This window comes from Caballeronia zhejiangensis (assembly GCF_000698575.1).
Taxonomy (GTDB): Bacteria; Pseudomonadota; Gammaproteobacteria; order Burkholderiales; family Burkholderiaceae; genus Caballeronia; species Caballeronia zhejiangensis.
This window is the reverse complement of the sequence record NZ_JFHD01000015.1, coordinates 57852-73897: the sequence shown is the minus strand read 5'-3', so window position 1 is coordinate 73897 and position 16046 is coordinate 57852. Positions and strand designations below refer to the sequence as shown.

20 protein-coding genes are annotated in these 16046 nt (G+C 64.4%); 14 read left to right on the top strand and 6 right to left on the bottom strand.

What is annotated here, in order from left to right; all coding sequences use genetic code 11:
• Positions 1-10 precede the first annotated feature (10 nt).
• From BG60_RS19555 to BG60_RS39570, 14 genes are read left to right on the top strand one after another with little or no spacing between them, the layout of a single operon-like run.
• Positions 11-358: a chaperone NapD gene (locus BG60_RS19555; protein ID WP_008349049.1), complete on the top strand. Its 348-nt coding sequence runs from the start codon at positions 11-13 to the stop codon at positions 356-358.
• Positions 330-2813, top strand: a complete 2484-nt coding sequence (napA, locus tag BG60_RS19550) for a periplasmic nitrate reductase subunit alpha (protein WP_008349051.1) — start codon at positions 330-332, stop codon at positions 2811-2813. The genes BG60_RS19555 and napA overlap by 29 nt, the downstream gene beginning before the upstream one ends.
• Before the next feature lie 18 nt (positions 2814-2831).
• A complete protein-coding gene (locus BG60_RS19545) occupies positions 2832-3314 on the top strand; it encodes a nitrate reductase cytochrome c-type subunit (RefSeq protein ID WP_008349053.1) in 483 nt (160 codons plus the stop codon).
• Positions 3315-3334: 20 nt separating this feature from the next.
• Complete coding sequence (locus BG60_RS19540; protein ID WP_008349056.1) at positions 3335-3940, top strand: NapC/NirT family cytochrome c; 606 nt, start codon at positions 3335-3337, stop codon at positions 3938-3940.
• Between the two features lie 24 nt (positions 3941-3964).
• A complete protein-coding gene (gene ccmA, locus BG60_RS19535) occupies positions 3965-4588 on the top strand; it encodes a cytochrome c biogenesis heme-transporting ATPase CcmA (RefSeq protein ID WP_008349058.1) in 624 nt (207 codons plus the stop codon).
• Positions 4585-5253 carry a heme exporter protein CcmB gene (gene ccmB, locus BG60_RS19530; RefSeq protein WP_008349060.1) on the top strand — a complete coding sequence of 223 codons (669 nt, stop codon included), beginning with the start codon at positions 4585-4587 and terminating at the stop codon, positions 5251-5253. Before ccmA ends, ccmB begins: the two co-directional genes overlap by 4 nt.
• 5 nt (positions 5254-5258) lie before the next feature.
• On the top strand, positions 5259-6002 hold the full coding sequence (gene ccmC / locus BG60_RS19525) for a heme ABC transporter permease CcmC (protein ID WP_008349063.1): 744 nt from the start codon (positions 5259-5261) through the stop codon (positions 6000-6002).
• Positions 5999-6124 carry a hypothetical protein gene (locus tag BG60_RS39970; protein WP_268811663.1) on the top strand — a complete coding sequence of 42 codons (126 nt, stop codon included), beginning with the start codon at positions 5999-6001 and terminating at the stop codon, positions 6122-6124. Before ccmC ends, BG60_RS39970 begins: the two co-directional genes overlap by 4 nt.
• Positions 6121-6576 (top strand): cytochrome c maturation protein CcmE, encoded by a 456-nt coding sequence (ccmE, locus tag BG60_RS19520; protein WP_008349065.1) that lies wholly within the window; start codon positions 6121-6123, stop codon positions 6574-6576. Before BG60_RS39970 ends, ccmE begins: the two co-directional genes overlap by 4 nt.
• Positions 6573-8540, top strand: coding sequence for a heme lyase CcmF/NrfE family subunit (locus BG60_RS19515; RefSeq protein ID WP_034472408.1), 1968 nt, complete (start codon positions 6573-6575; stop codon positions 8538-8540). The genes ccmE and BG60_RS19515 overlap by 4 nt, the downstream gene beginning before the upstream one ends.
• The gene (locus BG60_RS19510) at positions 8537-9076 is read left to right on the top strand and encodes a DsbE family thiol:disulfide interchange protein (protein WP_008349069.1); all 540 of its coding nucleotides are present in this window, start codon (positions 8537-8539) and stop codon (positions 9074-9076) included. The genes BG60_RS19515 and BG60_RS19510 overlap by 4 nt, the downstream gene beginning before the upstream one ends.
• Positions 9069-9461, top strand: coding sequence for a cytochrome c-type biogenesis protein (locus BG60_RS19505; protein WP_008349071.1), 393 nt, complete (start codon positions 9069-9071; stop codon positions 9459-9461). Before BG60_RS19510 ends, BG60_RS19505 begins: the two co-directional genes overlap by 8 nt.
• Positions 9458-10054: a tetratricopeptide repeat protein gene (locus tag BG60_RS39575; protein WP_241484869.1), complete on the top strand. Its 597-nt coding sequence runs from the start codon at positions 9458-9460 to the stop codon at positions 10052-10054. The genes BG60_RS19505 and BG60_RS39575 overlap by 4 nt, the downstream gene beginning before the upstream one ends.
• A 5-nt stretch (positions 10055-10059) precedes the next feature.
• Positions 10060-10488 (top strand): c-type cytochrome biogenesis protein CcmI/CycH, encoded by a 429-nt coding sequence (locus tag BG60_RS39570; RefSeq protein WP_420912054.1) that lies wholly within the window; start codon positions 10060-10062, stop codon positions 10486-10488.
• Positions 10489-10497: 9 nt separating this feature from the next.
• Here the strand turns inward: BG60_RS39570 and BG60_RS19495 are convergent, their stop codons facing one another.
• The 6 genes from BG60_RS19495 to narJ form a co-directional block, all read right to left on the bottom strand.
• Positions 10498-10719, bottom strand: a complete 222-nt coding sequence (locus BG60_RS19495) for a DUF3079 domain-containing protein (RefSeq protein WP_008349074.1) — start codon at positions 10717-10719, stop codon at positions 10498-10500.
• 127 nt (positions 10720-10846) lie between these two features.
• Positions 10847-12022, bottom strand: coding sequence for an NAD(P)H-dependent flavin oxidoreductase (locus tag BG60_RS19490; protein WP_008349076.1), 1176 nt, complete (start codon positions 12020-12022; stop codon positions 10847-10849).
• A 75-nt stretch (positions 12023-12097) separates the two neighbouring features.
• The gene (locus tag BG60_RS19485) at positions 12098-12766 is read right to left on the bottom strand and encodes a response regulator (protein ID WP_034472406.1); all 669 of its coding nucleotides are present in this window, start codon (positions 12764-12766) and stop codon (positions 12098-12100) included.
• A 45-nt stretch (positions 12767-12811) separates the two neighbouring features.
• Entirely contained in the window at positions 12812-14662 is a 1851-nt protein-coding gene (locus BG60_RS19480) for a type IV pili methyl-accepting chemotaxis transducer N-terminal domain-containing protein (RefSeq protein ID WP_008349083.1), read from the bottom strand.
• 18 nt (positions 14663-14680) lie between these two features.
• Positions 14681-15364, bottom strand: coding sequence for a respiratory nitrate reductase subunit gamma (gene narI / locus BG60_RS19475; RefSeq protein ID WP_008349085.1), 684 nt, complete (start codon positions 15362-15364; stop codon positions 14681-14683).
• Positions 15361-16038, bottom strand: a complete 678-nt coding sequence (gene narJ, locus BG60_RS19470) for a nitrate reductase molybdenum cofactor assembly chaperone (protein WP_008349088.1) — start codon at positions 16036-16038, stop codon at positions 15361-15363. Before narJ ends, narI begins: the two co-directional genes overlap by 4 nt.
• Positions 16039-16046 lie beyond the last annotated feature (8 nt).

Below are 16046 nucleotides of genomic sequence, written 5' to 3'. Positions count from 1 at the left end.
TTTGAATTAAATGGAGCTCAAACCCGTCGATATCAACGATCGTTACGCCGACAAGACCGATGAGTCTTGCGAGTTTCACATAGCCGGCGTCGTTGTATTCGGCCGTATAGAAGCGCTGCAACGAATTACGCGCGCGCTCGCGGCTTTGCCTGGCGCGCAAGTTCACGGATCGAGCGCCGACGGCAAGATCGTCCTCACGCTCGAAAGCGATCGCTCCGCTTGCGTCGCCGAACAATTGCAGGCGGTGCAATCCATTCCCGATGTCATCAGCACCGCGCTCGTCTATCAGCATCACGAAGCCGCCGATCCGCTCACCGAGGACATCGACGATGAAACTGACTCGTCGCGCGTTCATTAAGCAGACGGCCGCCACCACGGCGGCCGCATCCGCGGGCATCACGCTGCCCGACATGCACGCCGTCGCGCAGAGCGACGACATCGCCTGGTCGAAAGCGCCCTGCCGCTTCTGCGGAACGGGATGCGGCGTGCTCGTCGGCGTGAAGGGCAATCAGGTCGTCGCGACACAGGCCGACCCGCAGGCGGAAGTCAACCGCGGACTCAACTGCGTGAAGGGCTACTTCCTCTCGAAGATCATGTACGGCCAGGACCGTCTGACGACGCCGCTCATGCGGATGAAAGACGGCAAATACGACAAGAACGGCGAATTCCTGCCCGTGTCGTGGGATGTCGCGTTCAACGTGATGGCCGAGCAGTTCAAGCGCGTGCTGAAGGAGAAAGGGCCGACGGCCGTCGGCATGTTCGGTTCGGGGCAATGGACCGTCTGGGAAGGCTACGCAGGCGTCAAGCTGATGAAGGCGGGATTTCGCAGCAACAATATCGATCCGAACGCGCGGCATTGCATGGCATCGGCCGTGACGGGCTTCATGCGGACCTTCGGCATGGACGAGCCGATGGGCTGCTACGACGACATCGAAGCCACCGACGCCTTCGTGCTGTGGGGCTCCAATATGGCCGAGATGCATCCGGTGCTGTGGTCGCGCGTGACGGCGCGGCGGCTTTCGAATCAGGACGTGCGCGTCGTCACGCTGTCGACGTTCGAGCATCGTTCGTTCGATCTCGCCGATCAAACCATCGTCTTCACGCCGCAATCCGATCTCGCGATCATGAATTACATCGCGAACTACATCATCAAGAACGGCAAGGTGAACCGCGATTTCGTCGACAAGCACACGAACTTCAAGAAGGGCAACGCGGACATCGGTTACGGGCTGCGGCCCGACCATCCGCTGCAAAAGGCGGCGAAGAACGCGGGCGATCCGAACGGCTCGCAGCCGATCACCTTCGACGAATTCGCGCAGTTCGTCTCGCGCTACGACGCTGCCTACGTGACGAAAATTTCCGGCGTGCCGAAGAACAAGCTCGACCAGCTCGCGCAGCTGTACGCGGACCCGAAGACGAAAGTCGTGTCCTTCTGGACGATGGGCTTCAATCAGCACACGCGCGGAACCTGGGCCAACAACATGGTCTACAACCTGCATCTGCTGACGGGAAAGATATCGACGCCGGGCAACAGCCCGTTCTCGCTGACGGGCCAGCCGTCCGCGTGCGGCACGGCGCGCGAAGTCGGCACGTTTTCGCATCGGCTGCCCGCCGATATGGTCGTGACCAACCCGAAGCATCGCGAGGAAGCGGAGCATATCTGGAAGCTGCCCGCGGGCACCATCCCCGACAAGCCGGGCTTTCATGCCGTGCTGCAAAACCGCATGCTCAAGGACGGCAAGATCAACGCATATTGGGTGATGGTCAACAACAACATGCAGGCTGCCGCGAATATCAACAACGAAGCGCTGCCGGGGTATCGCAAGGATTCGAATTTCGTCGTCGTGTCGGATGTGTATCCGACGGTCACGGCCGTCGCCGCCGATCTGATCCTGCCATCCGCGATGTGGGTCGAGAAGGAAGGCGCCTACGGCAACGCGGAACGGCGCACGCAGTTCTGGCATCAGCTCGTACAGGCGCCAGGCGGCGCGCATTCGGATCTCTGGCAGATCGTGGAATTCTCCAAGCGCTTCAAGGTCGAGGAAGTCTGGCCCGCCGAACTGCTCGCGAAAAAGCCCGAATACAAGGGCAAGACGCTCTACGACATCCTGTATCGCAACGGCCAGGTCGACAAGTTTCCCGCTTCGCAAGTCGATCCGAAATATCGCAACAACGAGGCTGCGGCGTTCGGCTTCTATATCCAGAAAGGATTGTTCGAGGAATACGCGAGCTTCGGACGCGGCCACGGCCACGATCTCGCGCCGTTCGACATGTATCACCAGGCGCGCGGCATCCGCTGGCCGGTCGTCGATGGCAAGGAAACACGCTGGCGTTACAAGGAGGGTTCCGATCCGTATGTGAAGGCCGGCGCCGACTGGCAGTTCTACGGCAATCCGGACGGCCGCGCGGTGATCTACGCGCTGCCTTACGAGCCGCCCGCCGAATCGCCGGACAAGGACTATCCGTTCTGGCTCGCGACGGGCCGCGTGCTGGAGCACTGGCATTCGGGATCGATGACGCGCCGCGTGCCCGAACTGTATCGCGCGTTTCCGAACGCGGTGTGCTTCATGCATCCCGACGACGCGAAAGCGCTTGGCCTGCGACGCGGCGTCGAGGTGCGCGTGATATCGCGGCGCGGCGAGATGCGTACGCGCGTCGAGACGCGCGGCCGCGACAAGCCGCCGCGCGGGCTCGTCTTCGTGCCGTGGTTCGATTCGAGCCAGCTCATCAACAAGGTGACGCTCGACGCCACCGATCCGATCTCGTTTCAGACCGACTACAAGAAGTGCGCGGTCAAGATCGTGCGGGTCTAGGGTCCGGGAGCCGACGCCATGCGTACGTTGACAGCCATCGTCATTGCATCGCTTCTTGCGCTGGCCGTGCTCGCGATCGCGCAGCCCACGGTGCCCAGTCTGCCGTTCCACGATTCGCTGCGCGGCACGGCGCCGCTCGATGAGGAACCGAAAGCCCCGCTCATCGCGCCGACCGAAAACAAGGACGTGATACGCGGACTCAACTACGCACAGCAGCCGCCGACGATCCCGCACAAGATCGACAACTATCAGCTCGACAAGAACGCCAACCGCTGTCTCGGGTGTCACGCGCGCAGCCGCGCCGAGGAAAGCGGCGCGGTGCCGGTGGCGGTGTCGCATTACATGGATCGCGAGGGCGGCGTGTCCGGGCATTTGTCGCCGCGACGCTACTTCTGCACGCAATGCCACGTCCCGCAGGCCGATACGAAACCGCTCGTCGGCAATACGTTCGTCGCCGTCGAAGACGTCAGGCAGCAGCCGGACAAAACCAAGAAGCGATAGACGATAAACAAGCGACCATCATGTGGGCACTGATCAAGCGCTACTGGATCACCATTCGCCGGCCGAGCCTCTATTACAGCCTCGGCTTTCTGACGCTGGGCGGCTTCGTCGCCGGCGTGGTGTTCTGGGGCGCCTTCAACACGGCGATGGAGCTGACCAACACCGAAGTCTTCTGCACCGGCTGTCACGAGATGCGCGACAACACCTACGCCGAACTGAAGAACACGATCCACTTCAGTAACCGCACGGGCGTGCACGCGAAGTGCTCGGACTGCCATGTTCCCCACAACTGGACCGACAAGATCGCCCGAAAGATGCAGGCGTCGAAGGAAGTGTGGGCGAAGATTTTCGGCGCGGTGAACACGCGCGAAAAGTTCCTCGACAAGCGGCTCGAACTGGCCGAGCACGAATGGGCGCGCTTCAAGGCGAACGACTCGCTCGAATGCCGCAATTGCCACTCGTTCCAGTACATGGACTTCACGCGGCAAAGCCCGCGCGCGCAGCAGGCGCATCAGCGCTTTCTGGAGACTGGCGAGAAGACGTGCATCGATTGCCACAAGGGCATCGCGCATGAACTGCCGAACATGGCGAAGGCGCAGGAAATCGACGACAGAAAGAAGCAGTAAACAACGCCAAGAGAGGAAACATTCATGCTCAGCGCCCGGCAACTCGACGTGATGCGCGGCAGCCGCACGATCGTCGCCGGCGTGAATCTGTGCGTCGATGGCGGCGCGGCGTTGCTCATCCACGGCGCGAACGGCAGCGGCAAGAGCTCGTTGATCGCCGCGCTCGCGGGTCTGTTGCCGCCCGCCGCGGGGAAGGTGTCATGGCGCGGCGTGAACGTGCGCGACGATCCGGCGCGCTTCAGACGCGACCTCGCGTATCTCGGCCACGCCGACGGCTTCAACGGCGAACTGACGGTCGCGGAAAACCTGCGCTTCGCGGCGTTGCTCGGCGCGAACGCCTTGCACGCGAACGAGCGCGACGTGCTCGAGCGCGCCGGTTTGCAGCCGCTGATGCACGCGCGCCTGAACCGGCTGTCGGAAGGTCAGCGGCGGCGCGTGGCGCTCGCGCGGCTCGTGCTCGCGGCCAAGCCGCTGTGGCTGCTCGACGAACCCACCGAAGCCGTCGATGACGCGGGCGCGCTCTGGTTCGCCGCATGCATCGACGATCATCTGCGCGAAGGCGGCGCGCTCGTCGCGACGACGCATCGCCCGCTTGCCGTCGATGCCGCGCGCGCACGTCATCTGCATCTCGAACGGAGCGCGGCATGATCGCGCTGACGCTTCGGGTGATCCGGCGCGAGCTGCTCTTGAACTGGCGCTCGCGCACCGTGACGCTTTCCGTGCTGCTCTTCTTCGTGCTGGCGTCGAGTCTGTTTCCGCTCGGCGTCGGTCCCGATCCGAAGCTGCTGCACGCAATCGCGCCGGGCGTGCTGTGGGTCACGGCGCTGTTCGCGGCGCTGCTTTCGGCTGGCCAGCTCTTCAGCAACGATTTCGCGAGCGGCGCGCTCGAACAGATGCTGCTTTCGCCGCAGCCGCTCGCGGGCATCGTGCTCGGCAAGATCGCCGCGCACTGGATCACGACCGGTCTCGCGCTCGTCGTGCTCGCGCCCGTCGTCGCGCTCGAATACGGGCTCGATGCGCGCACGATCCTCATGCTGATGGCGTCGCTCCTGATCGGCACGCCGCTGCTTTCGCTGATCGGTTCGATGGGCGCGGCGCTCACGCTCGGCGTGCGCGGCGGCAGCGTCGTGCTCGCATTGCTGATTCTGCCGCTCTACGTGCCGGTGCTCGTATTCGGCGTCGGCGCGGCCGATCCCGCCGCGAGCGCCGCATGGGCGAACGCGAATTTCTCGCTGCTCGCGGCGGCGTTGTGCATCGCGCTATGGCTGTGTCCGTTCGCGAGCGCGGCGGCCCTGCGCATATCGATGGAATAGCGCCTATGAACTGGTTCCGCTACGCGTCCGCCCGCAACTTCGAACGCTTCGCCGCGCGCGCGACGCCGTGGTTCGCGTTCGCGTCGGTCGTGTTCATCGCGATGGGACTCGTGATCGGCCTCGGCGTCGCGCCCGCCGATGCGCTGCAACGCGACATCTACCGCATCATGTTCGTGCATGTGCCCGCCGCGTGGATGTCGATGCTCATCTACCTCGTGATGGCCGCGTACAGCGCGCTGCATCTCGCGATGAACGCGCGCCTTTGCGCGATGATGGCCCGCGCGCTCGCCCCGACCGGCGCGTCGTTCACGGCGATCGCGCTGATTTCGGGCGCGTTGTGGGGCAAGCCGACGTGGGGCACATGGTGGGTCTGGGACGCGCGGCTCACGTCGGAGTTGATCCTGTTCTTCCTGTACGTCGGCTATCTCGCGCTGCACGCGGCCATCGACGGCACCCGCCGCGCCGATCGCGCGTGCTCGGTGCTCGCGCTGATCGGCGTCGTGAATGTCCCGATCATCTATTTTTCCGTGCAATGGTGGTACACGCTGCATCAAGGACCGTCGCTCGGATTCGGCAGCGGCGTCGCGATGGAAACGTCGATGGCTTGGGGCATCGTCGTGATGACGGCGGGATTCTGGTCGTATGCGATCGCCGTGGCGTTGGCGCGCGCGCGCGTCATCCTGCGCGCGGCCGAACGCGTGCGCGCGAGCGACGAGCGTCCGTCGCGAATCGAGGAGCGTGCCGCATGAACACGCTCGCATCCGTCCCGACGATGCTCGCCGCGAATCCGCTGCTTTGCGCCGCGTTCGCGATCACTTTTCTGCTGATGGGCGCGGAAGCGTGGCTCGTCCACCGCGCGCTGCGCCGATGAAAGCGCGCCATCGCCGCTTCGCGGTCATCGCGCTCGGCCTCGCGAGCGCCGCGCTCGCGTGCGCGTTCGTGCTCAACGCGTTCCGCGCCAACGTGATGTTCTTCGTCAGCCCGAGCGAGATCGCGTCGCACGAGGAAACGCGCACGCAGCGCTTCCGGCTCGGCGGACTCGTCGAACGCGGATCGCTCTTGAAGCACGCCGACAGCCGCACGGTGAGCTTCGTCGTCACGGACGGGCGCGCGTCGATTCCTGTCGTCTACACGGGCGCGCTGCCCGATCTCTTTCGCGAAGGCAGCGGCGTCGTCGCGCAAGGCACGCTCGGCGCCGACGGACGTTTTCACGCCGACGAAGTCCTGGCCAAGCACGACGAAAAGTACACGCCGCCGCCACTCGAACGCGCGCTGCGTGAAGCGCGCGCATCGGCGGACGGGAACGCGGGAGCGCGCCGATGATCCCCGAGATCGGCCATTTCGCGCTCATCCTCGCGATGCTGCTCGCGCTCGTCGCGGGCATCGTGCCGATGCTCGGCGCGCGACTTGCCATCGAAGGATGGATGCGCGTCGCCGCGCCCGCCGCGTGCGGGCAATTCGGCTTCGTCGCGATCGCGTTCGGCTGTCTCGCGACGTCGTTTCTCGACGACGATTTTTCCGTGATCTACGTCGTCGGCAATTCGAACTCGGCGCTGCCGGCCATTTACCGGTTCACCGCGGTCTGGGGCGGTCACGAAGGCTCGCTGCTGCTGTGGGCGCTGCTGCTCACGCTCTGGATGAGCGCGGTCGTGTGCTTCGGCAAGCGCCTGCCGTTGCCGTTCGCGGCGCGCGTGCTCGGCGTGATGAGCTGGATCGACGCGGGCTTTCTGCTTTTCATGCTGCTGACGTCGAATCCGTTCACGCGCATCATGCCGCCCGCGATGAACGGCCGCGATCTCAATCCGCTGTTGCAGGATCCCGGCATGGTGATTCATCCGCCGCTGCTGTACATGGGCTATGTCGGCTTTTCGGTGGCGTTCGCGTTCGCCATCGCCGCGTTGCTCGATGGCAAGCTCGACTCCGCCTGGGCGCGCGCCTCGCGCGCGTGGACGCTCGCCGCGTGGATGTTCCTGACGCTCGGCATCATGCTCGGCAGCGCGTGGGCGTACTACGAACTCGGCTGGGGCGGATGGTGGTTCTGGGATCCGGTCGAAAACGCGTCGTTCATGCCGTGGCTCGTCGGCACCGCGCTGATCCATTCGCTCGCCGCGACCGCCAAGCGCGGCGCGTTCCGCGCGTGGAGCGCCCTGCTCGCGATCTGCGCGTTCTCGCTCTCGTTGCTCGGCACGTTTCTCGTGCGCTCGGGCGTTGTGACATCGGTGCACGGCTTCGCGTCCGATCCGGCGCGCGGCGTGTTCATCCTCGCGCTGCTCGCGCTGTTTTCGGGCGGCGGTCTCGCGCTGTTCGCGTGGCGCGCGCCGCGAGCCGTGTCGGCGGTCGGTTTCGAGCCCGTATCCCGCGAGGCGTTGCTGCTGTCGAACAATCTGCTGATGCTCGTCGCCGCTGCATCGGTGATGCTCGGCACGCTCTATCCGATGGTCCTCGACGCGCTCGATCTCGACAAGATTTCCGTCGGCGCACCGTACTTCGACAGCGTGTTCGTCCCGCTGATGACACCCGCGATCTTTCTGATGGGCGTCGGGCCGCTCGCGCGCTGGAAGGCCGTGCGTCTGCCGCAGCTTGCCGTGCGGCTGCGCTGGGCCGCGCTCGTGAGCGTGGCGAGCGCGTTCGTGCCCGGCGTGTCGCGTCCGTTCGTGAGCCTCGGCTTGCTGCTCGCCGCGTGGACGTTCGCGACGATCGCGACGAGCGTGATCGAGCGCATCATCAAGGGACGGCAGCGCGCGCGGCTCGCGACCGTCGGCATGTGGCTCGCACACGCGGGCGTCGGCGTGTTCGTCGTCGGCGTGACGATGGTGAAGGGCTTTCCCGTCGAACGCGACGCGCGGCTCGCGCCCGGCGAGAGCGTCGATGCGGGCGGATATCGCTTCCGGCTCGACAACGTGCGCGCGATCGACGGACCGAACTATCGCGCGACGCGTGCGACGATCGCGGTGACGCGCGACGGCAAAGCTATCGCGACACTGCATCCGGAGAAACGCGAATTCCTCGCCTCCAACACGCCGGCGACCGAAGCCGCCATCGATCGCGGCGTGCTGCGCGATCTGTACGTCGCGCTCGATCAGCCGGCGGGCGGCGGCGCGTGGACCGTGCGCATCCAGATCAAGCCGTTCGTGCGCTGGATCTGGGGCGGCTGCGTGTTGATGGCGCTCGGCGGCCTGCTCGCGGCGGCGGATCGGCGTTACGCGAAGCTGCGCGCGCCGCAACGGGCCGCCGCCGTTGCGATTGCCGTGGAACCGCCGCGAAGCATCGGCGAGACAGGACGATGAAGCGCTTTCTGATTCCGCTCGCCGTGTTCGGTCTGCTCGTCGCGGTGCTCGCGGCCGGTTTGCGCCACGATCCGCGTCGCCTGCCTTCCGCGCTCATCGGCAAACCCGCGCCGGAGTTCGATCTGCCGCGTCTCGATGCCGCGAACCGGACGATGTCGTCGCACGCGCTGCGCGGACAGGTGTGGATTCTGAACGTGTGGGCGTCGTGGTGCGAAGCGTGCCGCGATGAGCATGCCGTCCTGACGGATTTCGCGGCGAGCGGCGCGGCGCCGGTGTACGGCCTGAACTACCGCGACGAACGTGCGCCCGCGCTGCAATGGCTGAAGGCGGCGGGCAATCCGTACGTGACGTCGTTCGTCGATCGCGACGGGCGCACCGGCATCGACTATGGCGTGTACGGCGTGCCGGAGACGTTCGTGATCGATCGCGCGGGCGTCGTGCGCTATCGGCAGGCGGGACCGCTCACGCGCGCGTCGATCGATGGCGTGATTGGTCCGCTCGTCGGCAAGCTGCAAAAGGAGAACGCGCGTGATTAGGCGGCTCGCGTGGATGATCGCTGCGTGCATCGGGTGCGCTCAGGCGCAACAATCGCCCGATGACGAACGCGCGCGCCATCTCGCGGAGCATTTCCGCTGCGTCGTGTGCCAGAACCAGAGCCTCGCCGATTCGACCGCCGATCTCGCCGCCGATCTGCGCGCGCGCATTCGCGAGCAAGTCGGGCAAGGCGCGAGCGACGAGCAGATTCAGGCGTACATGGTGCGCCGATACGGCGACTTCGTGCTGTATCGGCCGCCCGTGAAGCCCGTCACGTGGGCGCTGTGGTTCGGGCCGTTCGCCGTGCTCGCGGCGGGCGCGGTTGCGATGGCGCTGCATATCCGGCGCGCGCATCAGACCCGAAGAAAAAGGAGCATGAGCCGATGATCCCGTTCTGGCTGATCGTTGCCGCGATGCTCTTCGCCGCGCTCGCATGCGTCGTGCCGCCGCTGTTGCGCGCGCGCGTCGCGAATCAACGAACGACGCACGCCGCGCTCGCCGGCTTGCTGATCGCGCTCGTGCCGGCGTCCGCGCTGACGCTTTACATGCGTGTCGGCGATCCGGCGGCGCTCGCGATTCAAGCGGCGGCGGCTTCATCGGTGAGCGAACACGCGGACACGCCCCGGTCGATGGAAGCGGCCGTCAGTCTTCTGGCCGCGCGGTTGCGGCGCAATCCCGACGACGCCCAAGGCTGGACGATGCTCGCGCGTTCGTACATGGTGCTGACGCGCGCCGACGATGCCGCGCAGGCGTATCGGCGGGCGGTTGCGCTGAATCCGCGCGATGCCGAATTGCTTGCCGATTACGCCGATGCCATCGCGAGCGCGAACGGCGGCGATCTCAACGACGCGGCGCTGAAGGTCATCCCCACTCGGCGCTCGCGCTCGACGCGACGCAGCCGAAGGCGCTGGCGCTGGCTGCATCGGCGGCATTCGACCGGCGCGAATACACGCAAGCCATCGGATACTGGGAGCGTTTGAGGCAGGTGCCGGATCTCGCGCCGCAGATCGCGCAGCAGGCGCAGAAGAATATCGACGAAGTGCGGGCGATCGCGGACGGCACCGGTTCGGCGTCGGTCGAAGTCCGCGTGCAGTTGAGCCCTGAGTTCGCGTCGCGCGTCCGTCCAACGGATACGGTCTTCGTCTACGCGCTCGCCGACGATGGCTCACGCATGCCGATCGCGGTCCAGCGCCTGAGCGCGAACCAGCTTCCTGCGACGGTTTATCTCAACGATTCAATGTCGATGACGCCGAACCGCCGCCTCTCGGATTTCGAGCGCATCGACATCGCTGCGCGCGTGTCGGCGTCCGGGAAAGCGCGGCCATCGCCCGGCGATCTGAGCGGATCGAGCGGACGGGTATCGACGAAAGATGCGGGCGTGATTGAACTGACGATCGGCGAAATCGTGCGCTGAAGTCGCGATTCAGCGCGCTTTGGCGACGGACGGTTGAATCGACTTGGCGTTGTCGGCGATTTCGAGGCCCCAATCGCCTTGCTCGTACCAGTCTTCGCCAAGCAACTCGGCCGGATGCTGCGTCCGGCTCGAACCGTTTCCGCAACGCATGGCGTCCGTCGCGCAATAGTGATCGCAACCCCAGCAATTGCGCTCGGGATGCTTTGGGTTCAGGGGAAAGCGCTTCGACATCGTGCGGTACTCCGTGGATTGCGGCGTGCGAGCCAATCGGCATCAAGCCTAAGATCGGCCCCGTTCCGAGCCAATAGGAACGGGACGATCGGTCACGGCTCGCAGCGAAACACGATGTTTCCGCTTCTCAGCACGCCGCCGGGGACGATTTCGTCGCGCCCGTCAACAGGAGTTCGATCAGATCGCGCACGTTGCGGATCGCTGCGCCGAACGGCAGTTTTTCGCGCCCGCGGAAGAACAGTCCATTGCCGACGTCGCCCCGCAATGCCGCGGCAAGCCGCGTATCGATGCAGAAATGCCCGAATTTCTCGATGCCATCGCGCAAGCCGCACGCGCTCAGGCATTCGAGCGCCGACGGACACGTCTGTTTGCGCGCGCCGATTTTCGTTCGAATGCGTTCTTCGTTACGCAGATAGCGCATGAGCCACGGCGTCTTGACGGCGCGCGCGGGCAGGCCGGTCACGCTGATGAACTCGACGATATCGTCGGGCTCCGCCTCGACCAGCACGCGCTTGAACTCCGGATGCGCGTCGCCTTCCTCGGTGACGGCGAACGGCGTGCCGACCTGCACGCCGTTGGCGCCGGCCGTGAGCCACTTGCGCACGGCTTCATGGCTGTTGATGCCGCCCGCGACGATCACCGGCACGTCTTCGCGCTTGAGTCCGAGCGCCGCAAACGATGCATCGAGTTCCTTCAGAACGCGCTCGAAGCCGAAGCGCTCGTCGTTCATATCGGCGACGTCCGCGACGCCGAGATGGCCACCCGCGTGTCCGGGATGCTCGATCACGATGGCGTCGGGCAAGCGGCCTTTCTTCATCCATTTCTTGAGGACGAGCGTGACGCCGCGGCTATCGGAGAGAATCGGAATGAGCGCGATATCGCAACCTTGCGTGAGATCGGGCAAGTCGAGCGGCAGGCCCGCGCCCATCACGATGGCATCGGCGCCCTCTTCGCACGCCACGCGCACGTAATCGGCGTGCGCGCTCACGGCTTTCATCACGTTCACGGCGATCATGCCGCGTCCTTGCGACAACTCGCGCGCCGACTTGATCTCGCGCGCGAGCGCGATGAGGTTGGCGCGCTCGAGCGTCGGCCGCGAGTGGTCTTCGCGGCACATGGCGAGCAAGTCTTCGTGATGATGACGCAAGTCGATGCTCGCGATGGTGCCGACCGCGCCTTCTCGCGCGACGCTGCCCGCGAGCCGATGCGCGGAAATGCCGACGCCCATGCCGCCCTGCACGATCGGCAGCAGATTGCGGCCGCGAATCGTGAGCGGCGCGAAAGAATGATCGTGAGAGGTCATGGGCAAATCAGTTTGATGTGAATTCATGGTGTACAGCTTGATGTGATCCGAGCTTCGATGCAGCGCGACGACCGTTCAAACGGCTTCCGTTGCCTGCACCGCATCGTGCCCGACCGCGTATATCGCGACCTGCACGCGGCTCGTGAGATTGAGCTTGCGCAAAATGTTGCGCACGTGGATCTTCACCGTGCTTTCCGCGAGCATCAGCGAGCGCGCGATTTCCTTGTTGCTTGCACCGTGCGACAGTTCGCGCATGATGTCGCGCTCGCGCGTAGTGAGTGGATCGGCGGCGACCGCTGGAGCGGGAACCGGCGCTGCCTTCGGTGCACGCATGCTTGCGATGAGCTTCGCCGTCATGTCGTCCGCGATGACGGGCTGGCCCCCCGCCGCCTTGCGGATCGCGCTTGCGAGCGTCTCCGTTTCGATGCTCTTGAGCAGATAGCCGCACGCGCCATCGCGCAATGCCAATGAAAGTTCGTCGAGATCTTCGGATACGGTCAGCATGACGACCGCCGTTTCCGGTACGTCCTGCACGAGCAACTTGAGCGTTTCGAGGCCGGATAGTCCGGGCATGTTGAGATCGAGCAAAATCACGTCCGGGCGAAATTGCTTGGCGCGCTTGAGACCTTCGAGCCCGTCGGACGCTTCGCCGACGACTTCGAAGTCTGACTGCCGGTGCAGGAGCGCGTGAACGCCTGAGCGAAATAACGCGTGGTCGTCGATCAACAGAATGCGGATGGTCATGACACAACTCGAAGCAGCTCTCGAAGCGAGCGCGCGTGACCATATTTAGACAGCCTGACGCGCCGGGGCGGGCAAGACGAGTTCGACGCGCGCCCCGCATGCTGGCGCTCCGGTCAGCCGCAGAATTGCGCCGAGCCTTTGCGCGCGCTCGCGCATGATATGAAAGCCGACATGCGTCTCGCCAAGGACGGCCATCTCCTTTGGATCGTAGCCCTGACCATCATCTTCGACAAGGAGGCTAAAGTCACGACCATTGACGATCGTCACGAAAACGCGCTGAGCTTCCGCGTGTTTGCGAATGTTCGACAGCGCCTCCTGCAAAATGAAAAGCACTTGCAACTGCTGATCCGGCGGCAAAGGCAAGCCGCCTTCCTCCCGATAATCGAGCGATGGCGCAATGCCCGTTTGCATGCCAAAGCGTTCGACGGATTCGTTTACCGCCCGCCTCAGATCGCCGGTGCCGAGCCTAGTGCGGAAGTTCATCAGGAGTTCGCGCACGTCGTCGTAGCTTTCCGCCAATCCGCCCGTAAGCATAGGCACGATTTCGCGGATTTCGTCCATGCGTTCTTCGCGCGTGGCCGCATCCAGAAGATGTACCTGCATCTTCATGAAGTTCAGGCTTTGCGCGATGCTGTCATGCAAGCCCTGCGCAACGAGATTTCGCTCCTCCGACACCGCAAGCTGCCGCGCCAATGCCGCAAGCCGTCGGTTCTTGAGCGCTGTGCCGAAGTGCGTGCCGAGTGTTTCGAGCAAGTGCGCTTCGGTTGCGGGAATAGTCCGCTCGCCGCCGAAGTGCAGCGAGAAGGCGCCGAGCTTCTCGCCTTGCGAAACGATGCTGAACGCGGCGACGCTCGCGAAACCCGCGCGTTGGCATGAACGCTGCGCGCATGCGCAGGCGTCTGCGGCGAAGCAACTTTCGTCCTGAAGCAGCGCGGCCGGCAATCCTTCCGAGCCGATCAGACGCACTTGACCATCTTCGGTGAAGAGACGAACCGCCGCGCCGTCGGCGTCGAATTGACGCATGAGGCGTGCAAGAAAGCCTCGGCACAGCGCATCGACGTCATTCGGCTGATTCACGAAAGCCGCCATTTCATAAAGGGCCGTCAGTTCGCGGTTCTGCGCGGCCAGCTCGGCGGTCTTCGCTTCGACCCGGCCCGCAAGGTCGCGATAGAGCGTCTGCAATTCCGCGGCCATGCGATTGAAGCCCGCGGCAAGATGTCCGAACTCGTCCTGCGTTTCGACGGGCAGACGCGCATCGAACTCGCGTGCCTCGATGCGCGCAAGCCCGTCCTGCAAGCGCTGAACGGGCACGACGATCCACAAGAAGAGCAAATAGACGATCGCCGCGGTGCCGATACACGCCATCGCCGCAAGCGCCATCTGCGACGTGCGCAGCCATGCGGTCTTGCGTGCGTTCTCCCGCTCGATCAAGCCGACGAGGTCGTCGGCGCCAGTGACGAAAGTGCGCAATTGCAGCAGATAGCGCGCCACCGCCTGTGGGTCTGCGCTCGCCATGCCCTCGCGAACATCGGGTTCGAGTCGCGAATGCCACGCGTTCGCGACGTGATCGAACTGTCGGCGCACATCGACATCGTCTGGAAGGAAGAGCGGGCGCGCTGGATCGCCTTTACGCAGGCGGTCGAGCGTTGCGTTCATCTGCTCGATCTGCAGTTGCAGCAACGGCGATGGCGCCTTTTCACCCTTCAATAGCGCAATTGCGACTGCGTTCGCGCGCATGCGCAGGCTGCCTGCGTCGTTGATCGCGGCGCCTGCACCCTGCAGTTGCCATGAGAGCCAGAGTGTCCCGCCGATCATCGCGAGCACGAGAACCAGCGACACCATCGACAGCGTGACGATGCGTGTGGTCAGACGTTCGCGAAACGACGACAGGAACATGCTTCTCGATCAAGGGAATCAGCGGCTGCGGACCAATTGCCAGGCCCGCCCAAGATAGCCGAGCGAAGCGAAGCCGCTCCACACATGCACGAGACGCGTGAACGGGAATATCACGAAGAGACTCATGCCCATGAACAAATGTATACGGAAGAGCAGCGGCGCATCTGCGACATAGTGCGCGGCATCGGCTCTGAACGTGAAGATGTGCTGGGCCCAGGTCATGAGCCGCACCATCATCGAGCCGTCCATGTGACCGGCCGATACGCCAATCGTCGATAGACCCAGGAGCAGCGTGATCAAGATCCACAGCAACAACACGCGGTCGCCGACTTTCGTCACGGCGGACAGGCGCGCGCTCGTCAAGCGTCGATGCAGCAGGATCAGCAAGCCTGCGAGGCATAACGTGCCCATTACACCCCCAGCGATCATTGCGAATACCTGCTTGACGCTATGCTCGACGCCGAGCGCGTCCCATACGGCGACCGGCGTGAGCAGGCCGACGAGATGCCCGAAGAACAGCCCGAGAATCCCGACGTGAAACAAGATGTTGCCAAGTCTGAGATTGCCGCGATCGACGAGTTGGGTGCTATCCGCCTTCCACGAATATTGCTCGCGTTCGAAACGCACGAAGCTGCCGAAGAGAAAGATGCTGGCGGCGATATACGGATAGATACCGAAAAAGAAGGAGTTGAGCATGTTCATCGTGCGTCCTTTGCGGCAAGAGCGGCCGCGCCGGCAGTCATTGCGCCGCGCGGATGAAAGCGAATGGTCTGCGTATCCTGGCGCATGTGCGGTGCGAGCAGCGGCTCGACGCCGTCCGCGCCGGGACCGAAGGTTTCGAGCATTTCGTCCATGTCGCGCACGGGCGGCTGCGTGAGCGGACGCGGCTCGACCGTCGCGAGCTCGCGCAACACCGCGAAAACCGTCGAATACGGGCTCTCATTGCGCGCGAGACGTTCACCGATGGCATCGAGCACATGAATGGCGTCATTGAGCAGCGACTGCGCGCGGGCCGGCTCGATCGCGCCCAGCGCTTCGAGAAAAAGCGGCACGTAGTCGGGCAGTTCGTTCGATTCGATATCGAGGCCGAGACCGCGATACTCGTCGAGCAGATCGACCATCGCCTGACCGCGATCGCGGCTTTCGCCATGAACGTGTTCGAACAGATGCAGCGAATGCGACGGATTGCGGTCGAACGTGGCCACGTATGTAAGTTGCACTTCGATCAGCGGACGCTTCAGCGACGCGATGAGCGGTGCAAGGCGCGTTTGGGCCTGCGGCCAGTCGTGCAACGCGGCTTCGATTTCTGGCAGCGCGTCAAGAAGCGCGGGCTCGGGATAATCGAGCAGCGCGGAAAGTATGGAATAGAGCGACATGTGTGATC